The sequence below is a fragment of the Capnocytophaga sp. CM59 genome (assembly GCF_000293175.1).
In the GTDB taxonomy this organism is placed as follows: domain Bacteria; phylum Bacteroidota; class Bacteroidia; order Flavobacteriales; family Flavobacteriaceae; genus Capnocytophaga; species Capnocytophaga granulosa.
Window position 1 is genome coordinate 1 of sequence record NZ_ALNN01000018.1, and the last position, 18,499, is coordinate 18,499.

Sequence of the window (18,499 nt, forward strand, 5' to 3'; positions counted from 1 at the left end):
AGAAACAAATAAATCATCTAAAGGCCTTTGCTTTAGCTTTCTTTTATATCAATTATGGGTATATCTAAAGTTGTATCATACTTTTTGAAGCACCACCATATTTCTATTACCTTTGTAAAGCGCCTTAAGCCCCGGATTTTTACCATCAGAACTCACACTGTACAAGGACATATAAGGAGTATAAGAACGAGTACTGGTTCCAGGCAAATAAATATAGTCATTACCCTGTACCCCATAGCTGGCTTTGAGTTTCAAGCTATTGATAAAGCTTACCTTTTCCAAGAATTTCTCATTGCTCAAGAGCCATGAGCCACCTACTGACCAGAACGTACCCCAGCGATTTTCAGGTGCAAATACGGAAGAAGCATCGCGACGTAAACTGGCAGAGAGGAAATACTTCTGTTTGTAGTTTCCGTTGAGCTGGCCAAAGTAGCCTTCCACAGCATAAGTACGATCATAGGACGAAAGAGCTGTGGTCACTGCTGCATTGTCAAAGGCGGAATTGCTCGGATCCACGAAATTATTCTTGGTTCCTGCCATAGTACCCAAGCGTTTTTTATAGGTTTCGTGTCCTAAGAGAGCTTCTAGAGCATAATCAGTCCAATCCTTGTTATACCTTAGGAGTTGGTTGAAGGTCATCACTATATCATTAGAGCTATACTTAGTAGAAGACCCGTTATAAGTCTTTCCTGCACCTCCTATAGGAGTTGTATATTCGTTGGAATTATAGAAATCCCCATAGAAATTCCCTGTAGTGGAGAACTTCAATCCCTCCACAATACTCATATCCAAGGAAAGTGCTTGGTTGAAATAGTAGTCCTTATACAGGTCAATATCTTCATTCTGGGTAGCCACAGGGTTGGTATTTTCGTTATACTTACGTGATTCCCCAAAGTCATACTCTCCTGTAGGATTGCCATTGGCATCATGCTTATATACAGGATAGATAGGAGCTATATTACGTGTCCAAGAGAAAGGATTGGAATAAGAGTTTTGTTTCTCAGTCCCTTGTTGTTGCGTATGAGAGAGCATGGAAGAGGTATTAACCTTGAGCCATGGAGCTATTTCTCCTTTGTAAGAAAAGCGCATGGTATATCGATTAAAATAAGAGTTCATATTGTAGCCCTCATCACCTAAATAACCAAGGGAGAAATAGAAACTATTGAACTCTGTTCCTTTGGTTAGGCTTAGGTTATGTTCCTTACGTACGCGAGTGTTGAACAAGGCTTTTTCCCAGTTGTTAAAATCAGCATCCTTGTAGCGCAGTGTAGCCTGTGGGTTGAGCTTTCCGTCGGCTCCCACTAGTTGGTTATCTGGCACATCATAAATATTGTAGCCCCTTCCCACATTAGGAATAAGGTTTTTAGAGGCAAAAGCAGCCGCAGCAGCCGCATCTCCTCCCCCTCTAGCTTGGAAATAGCTTTGGTTATAGAGCGCATTCCAGAGGGTCTGGTAATATTCGGCAGGAGACTTGATGATGTCATACTCAGGAATACCGCGATAGTTGAACCCTACACGTGTATCCACTTGTATGGAGAGCTTGCCTCGTGCTCCTGATTTGGTCGTGATGATCACCACTCCATTGGCACCACGTGCCCCATATAGAGCAGAAGAAGCCGCATCCTTGAGCACATTGACCGACTCAATATCGTTGTTGTTAATAGCACTCAAGCTCCCTGCGAAAGGCACCCCATCTACAATAATGAGAGGGTTACTGTTGGCATTGATAGAACCAATCCCGCGGATACGGATACTACTACTCTCCCCAGGTTGTCCTGTAGAAGTAGAGATCTGCACCCCAGAGACACTCCCTTCGAGCGCCTTGGCCACGTCGGTAGTTTGTTTGTTTTGTATCTCTTCGGCTTTCACGGTAGCCATAGAACCTGTAAAGGATTTCTTATCGGCTGTACCATAGGCTACAGCTACTTTCTCAAATCCTACCAGTTCCTCTACATCGGGGAACATCACCACTTTCAGATGGGTGTTTTTCCCTACTTTCACCTCCTGTGTTGTATAACCCACACTTGAGAACACAAGCACATCATTTCGGTTCACTTTTAGTTCAAAGTTACCGTCATTATCCGTGGCCACTCCCTTGGTAGTCCCTTTGACTACCACAGAAACGCCCAACATACCTGAGCCTTCATCGTCCTTGACATTCCCTTTTATTTTCATCTCTTGGCCTAAAAGCCATAAAGGGAAGAAGACTAAAATCAATAGTAATCCTTTTTTGTTGTTCATATTCCAGTTGTTTAACAATTAAAAAATGCTTTGGTAGTGCTTTTTAAATAGGTTATTGATAAATATTTGTTTATTATTAGTGTTTTTATAACTTATCCAAAAATCCACAAAACCTATTTAGGAGATAAAAATACGTATTTATGCCACAAAAGTACGTTTTTTCTTGGATAAAACAAACAAAATACTCCTTTTTTTTATATCCAACACAAAAATATTTTTGTCAAACATATTAACTTATTGATTTTCTTATGTCTATCTTTTGATGTTAATAATTCAATAAGTTAATTTATTTGTTTACTAATTTGCTATTTTGCCAATTATATTCTATATTTGCACTTTAAACCAAAAAATCAACACTCAAAACTAAATCATGCTTGTACTCTCTTTTCTCTTGTCCTATATAGCCCCCTTACTGCCTGGAGAATATATCCTCCCCTCCGAGCAAATAAATGTGATTGCCTTGGACACTACCGATGGAAAAACCTCCTTCTACAAGCAGCAAGGAAAGGCTTTTATTGCGTATGAGTTGGCATTTAGGACTGAAAAAACCTATACAGAACACCATGCTTTTAACCGACCTTATAAGACCTATAGTGCTTTTTGGAAATCACAAAACAAACCTCTCTCCTTAAAAACAATTTCAAAGAACAAAATTCTTATCTATACCAAAGCTATTCGCCCTACCTTATATAGTGATTTTCAAGGGAAAGTATGGACTGTCAAAACCAACAAATCAGATCTTACGGATATTATCCGCTTCTTAACCCCCTCTACCATTGCTTGGCAAGCGCTAAGAGAAGGTAAGGGAAAAGAAGCCTTTAGCTATCAAATACCAACGGCTCAAGACACAAAATCTTTCCTAAGCTATCCCACTATAAATATAAAGCGTGAACACTACCTCTATGACTTTGGCGTACTTACCATGGACTTTGGCGCTGGCAAAAGAGCCTATTTCTATTGTCCTCTGATAGAAAACCCTGATGTGGATAGAGATCCGCCTATCTATAGCTTTATTCCACTTGAGGAGCAAACCCTCACTTTTCCCTATTATGGCCGTTTGGAAGCGGTCGCTACGGAGGTCAATTATTGCATTGACTTAGACAATAATCCCATCAATTCCTTTCTGAGGGTCTGTGAGGGAGGCAGGTGCAATCTTATCAATCACTTTGGACAAAAGTTACTCCCTAAGTCCTACCCTTATATATCTACAAATGGCTATATCATTATAGCTGAAGATGGCAAGGATATAGACATCTATAACGGGTATTATCAAAAAATGAACGTAGGGACTGTAAAAGCGGCTCACTTCTATGACAAAGGGGTGGAAGTGCTTAACGAACATGGGGTTAATTATTACAATGTCTTTAGTCAAGTGGTAAAAGAATTCCCCAATACAAGTATCCCCATGTGTGGTACAGGAAGCTGGGACTATTCTCTTATAAAGTATAAGGATACAGGCTATAGCCTTGAAAGAACTTTTGGAGCTTATAAGCACCTGCTTACTGACCGCTCCCCCGATGAGGAGGTACAAAAATTAGAAGCTATCAAAGGGAATGACAACACAGTTCAAGTCTATCTTTCTGTTGAGAAAAATGGCTGTAAAGGCCTTTATATGTACCACTTCACTGAAGGGAAAGATGAAAAAATTACAGGCCGTGAGCTACTCCCTATGGCTTATGATGCGATATACTACCATGCTACTTTTAACCATCAGCCTTTCTTCTATATAGAAAAAGAGGGTAAAAAGGGTTTCTATCCTCCCCAAAAAGACCCTATCTATGACCATTTAGAGCAAGTAAGCGCTTCTTTCTACCGCTTTGAAAGAGATGGAATAAAAGGCTACTTAGATGGCACTTCCTTTAATGAGATAATGACCAATGACCAGTGACTAATGACCAATGACTAATGACTAATGATTAATGACTAATGACTAATGACTAATGACCAATGACTAATGACTAATGACTAATGACTAATGACTAATGACTAACGATTAATGACTAACAACTAACGATTAAAAATGAATGATTTTCAATACGCTTATCCGTTTGCCTCTGTGATAGAAGAGGGGACGGCACACCAAAAGAATTTTATCTTTTCTCACTGTTCGGAACTGAAAGAAGACAATGCGGTGCCTTGCTTTTTTTGGGGGCATATCACCCAACCCTTTGTAGTGGCTAAGTGCCTAGCTACACTGGCCAAAACAGTAGCCTCTCAATTCGCTATTGCCCCAGGGGTGTTGGCCAAGCTGCGCGACCCTATCATATCAGTAGGGAACCAACAGCTGCTTTTTGAGGCTTTTTCCTCCTGCAATAGTGTATATGCACGCGTATCGCTCCATAATGAGGTACTCGATGGGGAGTTTCTCAAAAGTGGCTGTACCAATATTGACTTCAATGATGCTACTGTACGTGCTTTCAATGCCGTAACCGCCTCAGAGCAAATGATCTTGGGCGTGGGACAAAAACAAACCCACTTTATCACTGACAAGCATAAAACAGTCGAAAAGAAAGTAACCCTTCCCAACCGATGGATTAAAGGATTGGGCAATGTACAGGTGTATCTTTCAGAAATGGAACTAGCCTATCGCCTGAATAAGGCCGAGGCTATACAGCTCTTCCGCTCCTTGCCCAAACAAGCGGTAAAGACTGATTATTACTTAGTCAAGCGGGGTGTCAGCTATGCCTTTGCCCCTACCCCTACTGCTGGAGCTATCAAAATAGGAGGTGCACACCGCCTGAACCTCTTGCAGGGCTTACTACTGCTTGCCGATAGCCTTTTTATCTACCGCAATCCCAGTGAGCAAACAGTAGCTTTTGTGCTCAACTTCAAGGGGGTAGAGATGCTATTTTTGCTCTCAGACAATGTATATCGCGGTTTTTCAGGAGATGGGCGCTATTTAGAAAATATGATAGAGGATGTACCTATGGAGTGGCTGGTAGGTATCAACAACTTCTTCAAAACCAATGAGGTATTCTCCCCTACTATGGTTTCTATTGAGAACGATATTAATTTGGGAACCATGAATACGCTGCAAGCCTCCTTATCTAGCATTGGGCTATTAGGCTATAATCTTTTGGATAGGAATTATTTCTACCGTCGCCTGCCTTTCAAGCCAGAGCGCTTAGCAAGCCTCAATCCACGTTTGGAAAATGCTAAGAAACTCACTAAGAACAACGAGGTACAGATCATAGAACAGCACGATGATTTTGTCAAAGCCCATGTAAAAGGTACAGGAGGTGTTACCCATACGGTCATCATAGATGGCGACCATGCCCAATGTACCTGCAATTGGTATACCAATCACCAGACAAATCGCGGTCTGTGCAAGCATATCCTAGCCACTAAAATGATTGTCAATGAGACAGTAAGCTGATTGGCTAATGAGTATTATTTGTTAGACGTTCTAATATGAGGGTACGTACCTCTTCGCGTAGTGCTTCTTTGTCCTCAAGGGTTTTGCCCTGAGTGTAGATAGGGGCTAATACATCTACCCGCATAACACCCATACTACCTGCAAAGCAACGAAAAGGGAAACGCTTTTTAGCATCATAGAAAACCATAGGTACTATAGGAATTTGGCACTCAATAGCGATGCGGAAAGCCCCGTCCTTAAAACTATCCAAGACAATCGACTCATCATCGGGAACACCCCCTTCGGGAAAAATGCAAATGCTCAGCTTATCAGCTATACGCTCCTTAGCCTGCACATATACCTGCTTTCTACTCTGTGGGCTTTTCCTATCCACTAGTATAGCCACTCGCCTATAGAAGTAGCCAAACAAAGGCAAAGCGGCTAACTCCTTTTTCCCTACAAATACAAAAGGATTCTTACTACAATAGAACATCAGCATAATATCCATCATACTACAATGATTGGCCACGAGCATATAGCTATTATGGTCATTAGCTACCTTATATTCCCTTCTGATCTTGGGCAAAAAGCCCATGCCATAAAGGATAGGAGTTGCCCATAGGTGTCGCATAACCCAATACAAGGCACGATACCACTGCCTATGTGCAGTAAGCAGGAACAAGAGTGGCAATAGAAGTACTATAAGAGTGGTTACCAATATATAAAACCAAGCTCTCCAAAGTAGCCAAAAGAGGTATTTAGGCATTAGGGGGTAGGTTAGTTGTTAGTGATTAGTTGTTAGTGGTTAGTTATTAGTGGTTAGTTATTAGTGGTTAGTTATTAGTGGTTAGTTATTAGTGGTTAGTGGACTTTTTTAGATAACGGTTAAAGAGGTATATAAAAAAGGCGGTAAGTATACCCATTGCGAAGATTATATACCAAAACTTATTAGGGTGATATGTGTTCCATAATAGGTCTGAAAGCTCCGTAGCGGAGAGGTGTAACTTTTCTTGGGCTTGTTCAAAGAATTCCTTTTTGTTGAGGCCTTCAGGTAAGGTGATCGCCCGTTTGTCCAATTCCATTTTAAGCAAAGAATGCTTATCTGACCACTTATCATATAAGTTTCCTGAGAAAAAACCTGTAATATAGCTGCCCACTGCTATAGGTAAGAAATAGGTTCCTTGGTAGAGCGCTTCCTTTCCCTTAGGGGTAATTTTTGCTATAAAGGCAGAAATGGTAGGCCCTACGGCTATTTCCCCTATGGCAAAAATAGCTGTTCCCAATACTGTAAAAGTAACTTCCTTAAACATAAAAGTAAGGGTAACCCCTATGGTCATCACTATAGTTCCACGAACCATGGCTGAGACCTGATCCATTTTCATAACGAAATAGGAGATAGACATCTGGGTTAGGATAATCATTATACAGTCTATATTGCCAAACCATTCCGCTTTTATCCGTCCGTTTTCGGTAAAAGTAGTTCCCAAAAAAGATATATTACGATTGATCCAATCACTTTGCTTAGAGGAATCCACCCAATCTTCTATAAAATTGGGCAAAGTATAGAATAATTGATTAAAAACCGTCCAAAACCCTACCATAAGAAGCAACAGTATTGTTAGTTTCTTATCTTTTAAGGCTCCAACTATATTCTGTACAGAGCCTTTTATCTCGGTTAGTAAGGGGATATTGTATTTTCTTTCCGCTTTGGGTTCCTTATAGAAGAAGAGAATCACAATAAGATTAAAGATAATTACCACCACTGCCTGTATAAAAATCACCTTCCACCCCATAGTAGTACGCAGGTAGGACGACATGGCAGGCCCTAATAGACCTCCTATATTACCCATCATATAGAAAAAACCGAACCCTAAGGTGCTATTACCCTCATCGGTATGGCGTGCTATGATCCCTTGTACTACAGGACGAAAAAAGCTACACCCCACAGAAGCTAAGAGAAAAGCAAAATAGGTATCCCAATAGCTACTGGCAACACTCATCAGATAATAGCCCCCTCCCATGATGACACAAGAAATAAGCAAAGAGAGTTTGTAACCAATCCTATCGGCAATTACCCCAAAGAACAATGGTAAGAGATACAGAATAGCGGTAATATGCGCCATGATATTTCCCTTCTGGGTATGGGTAAGGCCTAAGCCCCCCTCATCAGTACCTGCTACCAAATAGAGAGCAAGCAGTGAAAAGATACTAAAATAAGCCCAACGCTCCGTTAGTTGTAGTAAATTCCCTACCCAAAAGGTAGAGGAAAATGATTTGAGAGTTTGTGTATAAGATCTTTTTTGTTCAGTCATCAAAATTAATGTTTAGGGTTTAGGGGGTAGTGGTTAGTGGTTAGTGATTAGTGGTTAGTAATTAGTGGTTAGTAATTAGTGGTTAGTGATTAGTAACTGACTGCTGACTACTGACCACTGACTGCTGACTACTGTTTTTTCAAGACGATTTTATTATAGATAAAAACAGAGATAGCGGTAAAGGCACCCATGGCCAGTGTTATATACCACATCTTATTGGGCTGATAGGTATTCCAGAGATAATCCGTAAGTTGAGTATGGGTCATTTGGAGTTTTTCTTGTGCTTGTTCAAAGAACTGTCGCTTACTCAAGCCCTCAGGAAGAGTTATCTGGCGAGAGGTAAGTTCCCGCTGAAGGAGAGAATACTTATCCGACCAAAGCTGATAGAGGTCGCCTGTAACAAAGCCTATGAGGTAATTGGCCACTGCCACAGGTAAAAACAAGGTACCCTGATAGAGCGCTTCTTTTCCCTTAGGGGTAATCTGTGCTACATAGGCATAGAGGGTAGGACCTGCCATCATCTCCCCAGTGGCAAAAATTGCCGTACCTATAATGGTAAACCATACATTGTTAAAAACAAAAGTAAGCACCACCCCAAGTGTTGCAATCACTGTACCACGAATTAGGGCGCTGACCTGCTTCATTCGCATAATTATATAAGAGATAAGCACTTGGAAAATGATAATCATCACCGAATCCAAATTACCAAACCATTCGGCCTTGACTTGTCCGTTCTCGGTAAGGGTTGTCCCTAAGAAAGGAATATACTTATTGATCCAAGCACTCTGAGTGGAGGAATCCACCCAGTCCTCTATAAAGTTGGGCAAGGTATAAAAAAGCTGGTTATAGACCAACCAATAACCCACCATCAGAATCAGAAGTACCGAAAGCTTGGTATCCTTGAGCGCCTCGATGATATTGTGGAAAGATCCCTTTATTTCGTCAAGAATGGGGACATTGTATTCTCTATTAACTTTTTTCTCTTTATAGAAAAAGAGAACTACTAAGAGATTGACTAAGATCATCGCAGCCCCCTGTAGGAAAATGATACGCCAACCCATAGTGGTACGCAAGTAAGAGGAAAAAGCAGGGCCAAAGAAGCCCCCTATGTTGGCCATCAGATAAAAGAGACCAAAACCCATAGTGCTCGTCTTCTCATCGGTAGTGCGAGCGATAATTCCAGAGGCCACAGGCTTGAAGAAGCTCCCTCCCATAGCAGCAAACAAAAACGCTAAATAGATTGCCCAATAGCTATCAACAGTACCCATGAGGTAATAGCCTACCCCTATAATCACAAAGGCTATTATAAGAGAGAGCTTGTAACCAATACGGTCGGCTATTACCCCAAAGAAAAGCGGTAGAAAGAACTGTATCGCTGTTACATTGGCCAATATGTTTCCTTTCTGTATATGGCTTAGTCCTAATCCCCCCTCATCAGTGGAGGCTACTAAGTAAAGACCCAAGAGGGAAAAAACACCAAACCATGCGCCACGCTCGATGATTTGTAAGAAATTTGCCACCCAAAAAGTAGGGTTGTAAGACTTAATGGTCTGTATGAAAGACATCTTTTTTAATTGTTAATTGTTAATTGTCAATTGTTAATGATTAGTGATTAGTGATTAGTGATTAGTGATTAGTGATTAGTGGTTAGTGATTAGCTGCTGACCGCTGACTACTGACTACTAACCGTTGACTACTGACTACTGATTACTGACCGCTGACTACTGACCGCTGACTACCGACTGCTGACTACCGACTGCTGAACATTGAGTACCTGGCGGGTGATTTTCTTATAGAAAAACGGATAGGTAAGCCAATAGAATAGCCAGACAATAGGCATGAGTATCCATATAGCAAAATATAGATAGACATGAAAGCACTTGAGAAGGAACTTTCGGCGAGGACTTCCGTAAATGAGCCTTGCCCATATACCAAAGAGACGATTGGCTTTCTTCTCGGCCGAGAGCAGGAAGGGCTTTACTTGCACTCCTCCTTGAGCGACTATCTCTTTTTGTAAAGCAGGACTGTGATCTGCTATTTGCTTGTGCTTTAATACAATTTCTCCATATTGGGTAGCGCTGGCAATATCTATGTCTGATACCCCAGGAAGGGGGAAAATACCCAAATACCTATCTTTTTTCCCTGTAAAGAGCCAATGAACGATGGTCAGCACGCTGATATGGTTATGATGCCTATCCGTCAGAGCGATATTGGCCACTATAGGTGCGTTGTACTTTTGAAGCATCTGTCCTATTTTCTCTTGGGCCTTGATCCACATATTGCGCGTACCAGAGAGGGTAACCACGGGCTTTCCACTAAGCAAGTGCGCAGCCTGCTCACTCTTGAGGAAGGAGGTTATCGGGATAGAGGGCGAAAGGTACCACACCTGATAAGCCAAGACGACAAGACTATACTGTTGCTCCATTATAGCGGCAGGTATAGGTTTTATTGGCTGGGGAATTTGGAGGAAAGACTCTGGGAAAGCCCCAAAGAAAGCCTCATTGTTCCAAGGAAAGGGAAAGGGTGTTTCCATTTCTATCTCATAGTAATCCACCGATATACCTGCCCCTACGAAGGGAGTCACAAAGTGATCCACTATCTGTTTGAGCTGACCCGATTGGGAGTAATATACCACTAATATCCGTTCCATCGGCTATTGCTGTTGCGCTTTCTGAGCTTCTATCCACTTACGAGCATTGACAAAGGCTTCGAGCCATGGGGTTACCGCTCCTCTTAGCCCTACATAATAAGGCCATTGCCAAGGAAATACGGAGCGCTCTATATGCGGCATGGTTACCAAGTGTCGGCCTGTCTTATCACAGAGCATAGCCGCCTGATAGTCAGAGCCATTCGGATTGGCAGGGTAGCCCTCGTAGGTATATTTGCCCACTATATTATAATCCTTTTCTTCCATAGGTAGGTAGAACTTACCCTCACCATGGGAGATCCATACCCCTAAGGTAGTACCTGCCAAAGTAGAAAGCATCACCGAGTTATTCTCAGGAATCGTTACTGAGACAAAGCCCGTTTCGTGCTTATGGCTATCGTTGTGCTTCATTTTGCCGTGCTCGCTATGTTCGGGGTTAATCAGTTCCAATTCCATAAATAGCTGGCAGCCATTGCAAATCCCCACAGAAAGCGTGTCGGGGCGCGCAAAGAAATTGTCCAGCGCCTTCTTTGCCTTTTCGTTATAGAGCAAGGCACCAGCCCAACCCTTGGCACTACCCAGTACATCGGAGTTAGAGAAGCCCCCTACGGCACCTATAAACTGTACCTCTTCGAGGGTCTCACGGCCAGAGGTCAGGTCGGTTGTATGTACGTCCTTCACATCAAAGCCTGCCAAATAGAGCGCATTGGCCATTTCGCGTTCAGAGTTGCTACCCTTTTCACGGATAACAGCAGCCACAGGTCGCTTGCCCTGAGGTCTCACTGGTTTTTCCCCTGTAAAATGCGCAGGGAAAGTATATTGCAAAGGCTGTTCTGAGTAGTTTTGGTAACGCTCAGTTGCCTTGTCATTAGCTGTTTGTTGTTTGTCTAACAGATAAGAGGTCAAGTACCATACATCGCGGCACTCGGCTATATTGAACCTATAGGTTTGTCCCTGATGTGTAAGGATAAGCTCCTCGCCTTGGGTCACTGTTCCTATCTTAGCATAGCGAACCCCTTGAGCCTTGAGATCGTCCTCTATGGATTGATCCGCTTGAAGTACCACGGCTACATTCTCGGCAAAGAGCACTTTGAGAAGATCCTCTTCCGCTAAAGCCGTTAGGTCAATCTCGGCAGCCAACTCATTGTCGGCAAAGCACATCTCCAAGAGAGTAGTAATGAGTCCCCCACTTCCTACATCATGTCCTGCCTGTATCTTACCTTCGCTGATGAGCGCTTGTACGGCATTGAAAGCCTTTTTAAACTCAGCGGCATCCTTCACAGTAGGCGCTGTAGCTCCTACTTTACCTAATATCTGCGCAAAGGCCGAACCACCCAACTGATAGTTATCACCAGAGAAATTGATATAATAGAGCGCACCGCCGTCCTTTTTCAATACAGGTTCCACTACCTTCTGTATATCAGTACAATGGGCAGCAGCCGAAATGATCACTGTACCAGGGGCCATCACATCGCCCCCATCAGGATATTTTTGTTTCATAGAAAGGGAATCCTTACCTGTAGGAATATTGATACCCAGCTCTATAGCAAAGTCAGAAGCTGCTTGTACAGCCTCGTACAAACGAGCGTCTTCGCCAGGATTGCGACAAGGCCACATCCAATTGGCTGAAAGAGAAATACCTGCCAGTCCATTTTCTAAGGGAGCAAAGAGGATATTGGTCAAAGCCTCCGCTATAGCGTTGCGGCTACCTGCGGTAGGGCTGATAAGGGCAGTTAAGGGCGAATGACCAATACTGGTAGCAATACCCTCTTTGCCCTGATAGTCGAGTGCCATTACCCCCACATTGTTCAGCGGTAGTTGAAGGGCTCCTACACATTGTTGCTTGGCCACCTTGCCTCCCACACAACGATCCACCTTGTTGGTCAGCCAGTCCTTACAAGCTACACTTTCGAGCTGTAGCACTTGGCTTAGATAGGTGTATACTTGGCTGGGGTAATAGGTAAGATCCTCATACTGAACAGACACTTTTTTGTCCGTCATCACCGTTTTGGGCGAACTACCAAAAAGGGCAGAGAGGTCTAAGTCCATAGGACGAGAACCTTTCTTTTGGGAGGTGATACTAAAGTGCTTATCGGCAGTTACCTCTCCCACTTCATAGATAGGGGCACGTTCTCGCTCGGCAATAGCCTTAAGCTCATTCAAAGCCTTTTCGGGCAATACCAAGCCCATACGTTCTTGGGATTCGTTGCCGATGATCTCCTTATCCGAGAGTGTCGGGTCACCTATAGGAAGTGCATCCAAGTCGATACGCCCCCCTGTCTCTTCTATCAGTTCGGAAAGACAATTGAGGTGTCCGCCAGCCCCATGATCATGGATAGAGACAATCGGGTTTTCTTTGGATTCCACAAGGGCACGAATGGCGTTGGCCACACGCTTTTGCATCTCAGGGTTGGAACGCTGGATAGCATTCAGCTCAATCCCAGAGCCGAAAGCCCCTGTATTGGTTGAGGAGACAGCTGCGCCTCCCATACCAATACGATAGTTATCCCCACCGAGAATCACAATTTTGTCCCCTTCGTGGGGAGTATGTTTGATAGCTTGGGAAGCCTTGGCATAGCCCACGCCCCCCGCTTGCATGATTACCTTGTCAAAGCCTAATTTGCGTCCACCCTCCTCATGTTCAAAAGTAAAGACAGAACCAGCGATGAGTGGCTGACCAAATTTGTTACCAAAATCACTTGCCCCGTTGGAAGCCTTAATCAGTATATCCATAGGTGTTTGGTAGAGCCAAGCACGCTCGGCCATTCCCTTTTCCCAAGGACGATCTTCCTCCAAGCGTGGGTAAGCTGTCATATAGACTGCTGTTCCTGCCAGCGGCAACGACCCCTGTCCGCCTGCCAATCGGTCACGAATCTCTCCTCCTGAACCTGTAGCCGCTCCATTGAAAGGCTCCACTGTAGTGGGGAAGTTGTGCGTTTCCGCCTTAAGAGAAAGTACCGCCTCGAAGGGCTGTACTTGGTAGAAATCAGGCTTATCCGCGCTCTTAGGTGCCAGCTGTTCCACGGTAGCCCCTTTGATAAAAGCCACATTGTCTTTATAAGCTGAGACAATACCATTGGGGTGAGTCTGGGAGGTTTTTTTGATCAGCTTAAAAAGCGAAGAAGGCTGCTGCTCTCCGTCTATGATAAAAGTACCATTGAATATCTTATGGCGACAGTGTTCGGAGTTGATTTGTGAGAAGCCAAACACCTCTGAATCGGTGAGCTTACGTCCCAACTGCTTAGAGAGTTTTTCCAAATAAGCCACTTCTTCAGAACTAAGGGAGAGTCCCTCCTGCTGGTTGTAGGCAGCAATATCATCAATCTCAATCGTGGAGAGCGGTTCTATAGCTATAGTAAATATATCTTGTCCCAAGCCCTTATATTTTTCAAAGAGCATGGGGTCAAAGTCGGTAAAGTCGGCCGCTACCTCGTGGAATTCCTCTATACGGCTGATGCCCTGAATATCCATATTCTGGGTAATCTCTACCGCATTGGTACTCCAAGGAGTAACCATAGCCGCACGAGGGCCTATGAAAGTCCCTTCAAGGGTCTTATTTGTGAGTTGCTCGGCATTGCCAAAGAGCCATTTGAGTTTGCCAAGATTCGCCTCACTCAAGGGCGCCTCTGTAGCGACAGTATAAATAGTGTTTTTGTTTTTAAAAAAGAGAAGCATTTTGATAATGATTAATGAGTAATGATTAATGGTTATATGGTCAAGGAAATTATTCATTTAGTAAATCACAAAACATTAATTGTATTTGTAATTTACGAGGTGTAAGTAATCTCTGAGGACATCTTTTCTTCTACATTAAAAATTCGAGCGTTTTTTAAAATATTCTTCATTGCCTTATAACGAGGGTCTGCTTTGAGAGACTTCTTAGGGTGTGATTCAAAATTACGCTCACTCTCTTCTGCCATTTCTCTAAAACGCTTTGCCTCTGCTCCATAGAGCGTTGGAATTGCTTTGATTGCTGTTGCCATATTTTTTAGTAATTAATGGTTAATGATTAATGGTTAACGATTAATTAACTATTGTTAATATTAATCATTATTGGCATTAATCATTGATTACTGCTTGTACGCTACTTTTCCGTCCACGGAAAGTTCTTTAGTTTGAGCGTTGTAGGTATATTTACCATTCTTGAAAGTGCCGTCGGCTTCCTTTTTTAGAATAGGGTTCTGGTCTTCACCTGTGATAAATAACTCTACTTGGCTGTTATCTCCGTCCTTAGAGACAATAAAAGCACTGATTACAGCCTCTTCCTGCTCCACATCCATAGGATTAAGACGGGTACCTACTTCAAAGACTTGGATACACTCCTCACGGAGGGCACTCCATGAGTAGCCTGCACTGCCTATACAGCCGTGCTCATCTCTGTCGCCCCCTACCATCGTTTCCTGCTGTGGTGTTGTAGGCTCTTCAGCTGCATTGTCTGTCTGCTGTGGTGTGCTGTTGTTACATGCAGTAAAGGCCAATGCCACTACTGACAAAGTAAAGGTCTTTTTCATATGGATTATACTTAGTATTAAGACGCAAAGGTAATAAATAAATATCAAATAGCTGTGATAAAAAAGTTTTTTTTAATTTTTTCACTCAGCAAAAAATATGTACATTTGTAAAATTTTTCACCTCATGAATTTTCTCTACACTCTTGCCATCCGCTTTGTGGCTTGTATGTTGCCTTTATTGGCTGTATTCAACCGAAAAATCAGACTCTTCTACAAAGGACGCCGAGAGAGCTTTCGGATCTTGCAAACTCAGATAGGTGCTGACGATCAAGTGATTTGGCTACATGCAGCTTCGTTAGGCGAATACGAACAAGGACTGCCTATACTCAAGCGCCTCAGGGAGCTATATCCTGAGAAAAAACTCGTGGTTACTTTCTTTTCTCCCTCAGGCTATGAAGCCAAGAAGCATAGCAAAGAGGCCGATGTAATCCTCTACCTACCGCTCGACCTACCTAGGCGAGTGAATCGTTTTCTACATCTGTTGCACCCTCAGATGGCTATCTTTGTCAAATATGAGTTTTGGCCAAACTATTTGCTAGCCTTAAAAGATAGAGGCATCCCTACCTATTTGGTCTCAGGCGTATTCCGCAAAGATCAGTTGTTCTTCAAGAAAAGGAGTTGGGGTATGCGTGCGGTACTTCCTTGCTTTACACACTTTTTTGTACAGAATGAAAGCGCCAAACTTCTTTTGCAATCCATAGGAATTACCAATATTACTGTAAGTGGTGATACACGTTTTGATCGTGTGATGGAGATTCTCTCTCGTGACAACAAGCTGCCTTTTGTAGAGCGCTTTCTCTCTGGGGCGCCTTGTATGGTTTTTGGCAGCTCATGGCGAGAAGACGAACAGGTATATATACCTTTCCTAAACGCTTATAAAGGCAATATGAAATTCATCATTGCTCCCCATGAGGTACATGACAAGGAGAAAATACATGCACTAAGAGATAGTCTACGCAAGCATGTGGCTATACTCTCCGAGGTAGAAGGCAAAGATCTCTTCCCTTATGAAGTACTTATAGTGGATAAAATCGGGCTACTTACCAAGATTTACAGTTATGCAGCGATTGCGTACGTAGGCGGAGGCATGGGAAACAAAGGTTTGCATAACATTTTGGAACCTGCTGTGTTCAGTATTCCTGTTGTTATCGGTAAAAATTACGATAAGTTCAACGAAGCCAAAGAACTTATTCGTCGTGAAGGTGTTTTTTCTATCAAAAACACTGAAGAATTCACCCAAATTGCTACTTTTCTCTTCACAGACGTTATTCAACGCAAGAAAGCCGGCATACTTAACTACAATTATATAGTTTCTAATACTGGAGCAACAGAGAAATTTATATCAATGATTAATGCCAATAATGATTAATGCCAGCAATGATTAATAAATGTGCTAATCTTTGTAAGACGCAATAAATTGCGTCTCTACCCTAACGCTGGCTAAGACAACTCCTGATGAGCGTAGTCATCCGTAGAGACGCAATTTATTGCGTCTTAATGAATTGGACTATACAATCATTTTTTACTATTGATTGGCATTTGTAGTTTCTTCATAAAGAGCCAAAGGCTCTAATCATAGTAGGCACGAGCTGCAAGCTCGCGCCAGCGAAAGGGGTAGTCAGCAGTCAGACGTCAGTGGTCAGTTTTCAGTCTATTGCGACTAATGGCTGATTACTGACATCAGACGTCTGACCACTGAATAACGTTGCAAAATTACAATATTTAGGAAGGGGAAGTCAAGAAAAGGAGGGGTGAGAAGTAAGAATTTATACAATAAAAAATGGTGTTAAGTATTTAACAGTGGTTAGTAGTCAATCGTTAGTCGCAATAGACTGACCACTAACAAACCACTAACCACTATTTCAGTATTTTACGTATATAGTTAGCTTCTTTGATATCTTGGGTAATACCGTCTGCTTGGTCGGTTTCGAGCAGGTGTTTGAAGTTTTCTAAGTTTTTGATGTATTCGGTGAGGGCTTTAAGGACATTAACCTTGTTTTCCAAGAAGATAGGTGTCCACATCTGTGGGTGACTCTTGGCCAAACGGACGGTAGAGGCAAAACCTGTGCTGGCCAAATCAAAGATCTGAGCTTCGTCCTTTTCTATCTCCAATACGGTCTTGCCCAACATAAAAGAACTTACGTGAGAGAGGTGAGAGACATAAGCGGTGTGAAGGTCATGGTCAGTGGGCGACATCATCTTTACCCGCATATTGAGTGCTTTGCTAATATCCAAAGCCCTATCCAAGAGCTTCCAATTGCTCTTCTCGACCTCGCACAAGGCCATTACCTTGCCATCAAAAAGGTCGTATAGGGCTGCCTGCGGCCCAGAGTGTTCAGTACCCGCCATAGGGTGAGCAGCCACAAACTGGCTGCGACGAGGGTGCTCGGCAAGTTCGGCACAGATAGGCGCTTTGACCGAACCTGCATCCATGACCAAGGTGTGCTCGCCCACATGGTCTAAGACCTTATGGACTACCTCAGCGGTGCGATCCACAGGGACTGCTACCAATACCACATCGGCATCGGATAGCGCTGTGTAATCCACCGCTTGGGAAATAATCCCTAAATCGAGTGCCTCTTGCACATGTTCGGGATTTTTATCTATGCCTACCACGGTGTATTGTAGGCGTTTTTTGAGTTCTAAGGCAAAGGAACCTCCAATGAGTCCTAAACCAATAATCACTGCTTTTTTCATGGTTAGAAACAAAAAAAGACTACTCATCTGGCATGAATAGTCTATGAATCTTATAGCTAAAAACAACAAGAAAGCCCTTATAAGGGGCTTACTTATTTCTTTTTTAAGAATTCTTCTGCTAATTCAGGAGCCATTACACCTTCTACGAAAGTATAAGCACCTGTTTTGGGTGATTTCACCATTTTGATTACTTTGGTCAATCGCTTAGATTTACCCTGTAAAGTTGCTACTGTCTTCTTTGCCATAATATTACTTATTTAATTTCTTTATGCACGGTAACTCTCTTTAGGATAGGGTTGTATTTCTTAAGCTCCAACCTATCTGGAGTATTTTTTTTGTTTTTAGTAGTGATATATCTTGAAGTTCCTGGAAGTCCAGAATCCTTATGTTCAGTACATTCTAAGATTACTTGTATTCTATTTCCTTTTTTAGCCATGGTATATAATTTTTATAGGTTATTTAATAAATCCTTGCTTTTTAGCTTCTTTGATTACCTCAGAAATTCCCTTTTTGTTGATGGTTTTGATAGCGTTTGTAGAAACGCGAAGGGTTACCCAACGATCTTCTTCAGGAATATAGAAACGCTTGGTTGTCAAATTCGCTTTAAATTTTCTCTTTGTTTTGTTCATGGCGTGAGAAACATTGTTTCCACCCATTGCTTTTTTACCTGTCAATTCACAAACTTGTGCCATTTTATCACTTTTTAGTTCATTATTTTATCGGGGTGCAAAGTAAC

The 18,499-nt window shown here is 42.5% G+C and carries 15 protein-coding genes; 3 read left to right on the forward strand and 12 right to left on the reverse strand.

The window, feature by feature from the left end:
- Window positions 1-75: 75 nt before the first annotated feature.
- Window positions 76-2,241 carry a SusC/RagA family TonB-linked outer membrane protein gene (locus HMPREF1154_RS05725; protein ID WP_009641676.1) on the reverse strand — a complete coding sequence of 722 codons (2,166 nt, stop codon included), beginning with the start codon at window positions 2,239-2,241 and terminating at the stop codon, window positions 76-78.
- A gap of 370 nt (window positions 2,242-2,611) precedes the next feature.
- Between HMPREF1154_RS05725 and HMPREF1154_RS05730 the strand changes: the two genes are divergently transcribed.
- Both HMPREF1154_RS05730 and HMPREF1154_RS05735 read left to right on the forward strand, forming a co-directional pair.
- Window positions 2,612-4,129 carry a hypothetical protein gene (locus HMPREF1154_RS05730; protein ID WP_009641633.1) on the forward strand — a complete coding sequence of 506 codons (1,518 nt, stop codon included), beginning with the start codon at window positions 2,612-2,614 and terminating at the stop codon, window positions 4,127-4,129.
- A 132-nt stretch (window positions 4,130-4,261) separates the two neighbouring features.
- On the forward strand, window positions 4,262-5,617 hold the full coding sequence (locus HMPREF1154_RS05735; protein ID WP_009641636.1) for an SWIM zinc finger family protein: 1,356 nt from the start codon (window positions 4,262-4,264) through the stop codon (window positions 5,615-5,617).
- Between the two features lie 4 nt (window positions 5,618-5,621).
- Here HMPREF1154_RS05735 and HMPREF1154_RS05740 read toward each other — a convergent pair whose 3' ends face one another.
- The 7 genes from HMPREF1154_RS05740 to HMPREF1154_RS05770 form a co-directional block, all read right to left on the reverse strand.
- Window positions 5,622-6,362: a lysophospholipid acyltransferase family protein gene (locus tag HMPREF1154_RS05740; RefSeq protein ID WP_009641642.1), complete on the reverse strand. Its 741-nt coding sequence runs from the start codon at window positions 6,360-6,362 to the stop codon at window positions 5,622-5,624.
- An 88-nt stretch (window positions 6,363-6,450) separates the two neighbouring features.
- The gene (locus tag HMPREF1154_RS05745; protein ID WP_009641704.1) at window positions 6,451-7,908 is read right to left on the reverse strand and encodes an MFS transporter; all 1,458 of its coding nucleotides are present in this window, start codon (window positions 7,906-7,908) and stop codon (window positions 6,451-6,453) included.
- Between the two features lie 128 nt (window positions 7,909-8,036).
- On the reverse strand, window positions 8,037-9,473 hold the full coding sequence (locus tag HMPREF1154_RS05750) for an MFS transporter (protein ID WP_009641665.1): 1,437 nt from the start codon (window positions 9,471-9,473) through the stop codon (window positions 8,037-8,039).
- Window positions 9,474-9,643: 170 nt separating this feature from the next.
- Window positions 9,644-10,558 carry a flavodoxin gene (locus tag HMPREF1154_RS05755; protein ID WP_009641647.1) on the reverse strand — a complete coding sequence of 305 codons (915 nt, stop codon included), beginning with the start codon at window positions 10,556-10,558 and terminating at the stop codon, window positions 9,644-9,646.
- Between the two features lie 3 nt (window positions 10,559-10,561).
- On the reverse strand, window positions 10,562-14,230 hold the full coding sequence (purL, locus tag HMPREF1154_RS05760; RefSeq protein ID WP_009641645.1) for a phosphoribosylformylglycinamidine synthase: 3,669 nt from the start codon (window positions 14,228-14,230) through the stop codon (window positions 10,562-10,564).
- A 92-nt stretch (window positions 14,231-14,322) separates the two neighbouring features.
- A complete protein-coding gene (locus HMPREF1154_RS05765; protein WP_009641696.1) occupies window positions 14,323-14,538 on the reverse strand; it encodes a hypothetical protein in 216 nt (71 codons plus the stop codon).
- Window positions 14,539-14,625: 87 nt separating this feature from the next.
- A complete protein-coding gene (locus HMPREF1154_RS05770) occupies window positions 14,626-15,066 on the reverse strand; it encodes a hypothetical protein (protein WP_009641725.1) in 441 nt (146 codons plus the stop codon).
- Window positions 15,067-15,190: 124 nt separating this feature from the next.
- On the opposite strand from HMPREF1154_RS05770, the gene HMPREF1154_RS05775 reads away from it, so the two are divergent.
- Window positions 15,191-16,435, forward strand: a complete 1,245-nt coding sequence (locus HMPREF1154_RS05775; RefSeq protein ID WP_009641663.1) for a 3-deoxy-D-manno-octulosonic acid transferase — start codon at window positions 15,191-15,193, stop codon at window positions 16,433-16,435.
- A 488-nt stretch (window positions 16,436-16,923) separates the two neighbouring features.
- Here HMPREF1154_RS05775 and HMPREF1154_RS05780 read toward each other — a convergent pair whose 3' ends face one another.
- The 4 genes from HMPREF1154_RS05780 to rpmB form a co-directional block, all read right to left on the reverse strand.
- On the reverse strand, window positions 16,924-17,763 hold the full coding sequence (locus HMPREF1154_RS05780; RefSeq protein WP_034566991.1) for a prephenate dehydrogenase: 840 nt from the start codon (window positions 17,761-17,763) through the stop codon (window positions 16,924-16,926).
- Between the two features lie 92 nt (window positions 17,764-17,855).
- Window positions 17,856-18,008 carry a DUF4295 domain-containing protein gene (locus tag HMPREF1154_RS13095; RefSeq protein WP_002670441.1) on the reverse strand — a complete coding sequence of 51 codons (153 nt, stop codon included), beginning with the start codon at window positions 18,006-18,008 and terminating at the stop codon, window positions 17,856-17,858.
- A gap of 8 nt (window positions 18,009-18,016) precedes the next feature.
- The gene (gene rpmG, locus HMPREF1154_RS05785) at window positions 18,017-18,199 is read right to left on the reverse strand and encodes a 50S ribosomal protein L33 (RefSeq protein ID WP_009641682.1); all 183 of its coding nucleotides are present in this window, start codon (window positions 18,197-18,199) and stop codon (window positions 18,017-18,019) included.
- 19 nt (window positions 18,200-18,218) lie between these two features.
- Entirely contained in the window at window positions 18,219-18,455 is a 237-nt protein-coding gene (gene rpmB, locus HMPREF1154_RS05790; protein ID WP_009641728.1) for a 50S ribosomal protein L28, read from the reverse strand.
- Window positions 18,456-18,499: the final 44 nt, after the last annotated feature.

Coding starts and splice junctions, on each gene's coding strand:
- HMPREF1154_RS05725 (WP_009641676.1), bottom strand. CDS start 2,241: ATGAACAACAAAAAAGGATTACTATTGATTTTAGTCTTCTTCCCTTTA.
- HMPREF1154_RS05730 (WP_009641633.1), top strand. CDS start 2,612: ATGCTTGTACTCTCTTTTCTCTTGTCCTATATAGCCCCCTTACTGCCT.
- HMPREF1154_RS05735 (WP_009641636.1), top strand. CDS start 4,262: ATGAATGATTTTCAATACGCTTATCCGTTTGCCTCTGTGATAGAAGAG.
- HMPREF1154_RS05740 (WP_009641642.1), bottom strand. CDS start 6,362: ATGCCTAAATACCTCTTTTGGCTACTTTGGAGAGCTTGGTTTTATATA.
- HMPREF1154_RS05745 (WP_009641704.1), bottom strand. CDS start 7,908: ATGACTGAACAAAAAAGATCTTATACACAAACTCTCAAATCATTTTCC.
- HMPREF1154_RS05750 (WP_009641665.1), bottom strand. CDS start 9,473: ATGTCTTTCATACAGACCATTAAGTCTTACAACCCTACTTTTTGGGTG.
- HMPREF1154_RS05755 (WP_009641647.1), bottom strand. CDS start 10,558: ATGGAACGGATATTAGTGGTATATTACTCCCAATCGGGTCAGCTCAAA.
- purL (WP_009641645.1), bottom strand. CDS start 14,230: ATGCTTCTCTTTTTTAAAAACAAAAACACTATTTATACTGTCGCTACA.
- HMPREF1154_RS05765 (WP_009641696.1), bottom strand. CDS start 14,538: ATGGCAACAGCAATCAAAGCAATTCCAACGCTCTATGGAGCAGAGGCA.
- HMPREF1154_RS05770 (WP_009641725.1), bottom strand. CDS start 15,066: ATGAAAAAGACCTTTACTTTGTCAGTAGTGGCATTGGCCTTTACTGCA.
- HMPREF1154_RS05775 (WP_009641663.1), top strand. CDS start 15,191: ATGAATTTTCTCTACACTCTTGCCATCCGCTTTGTGGCTTGTATGTTG.
- HMPREF1154_RS05780 (WP_034566991.1), bottom strand. CDS start 17,763: ATGAAAAAAGCAGTGATTATTGGTTTAGGACTCATTGGAGGTTCCTTT.
- HMPREF1154_RS13095 (WP_002670441.1), bottom strand. CDS start 18,008: ATGGCAAAGAAGACAGTAGCAACTTTACAGGGTAAATCTAAGCGATTG.
- rpmG (WP_009641682.1), bottom strand. CDS start 18,199: ATGGCTAAAAAAGGAAATAGAATACAAGTAATCTTAGAATGTACTGAA.
- rpmB (WP_009641728.1), bottom strand. CDS start 18,455: ATGGCACAAGTTTGTGAATTGACAGGTAAAAAAGCAATGGGTGGAAAC.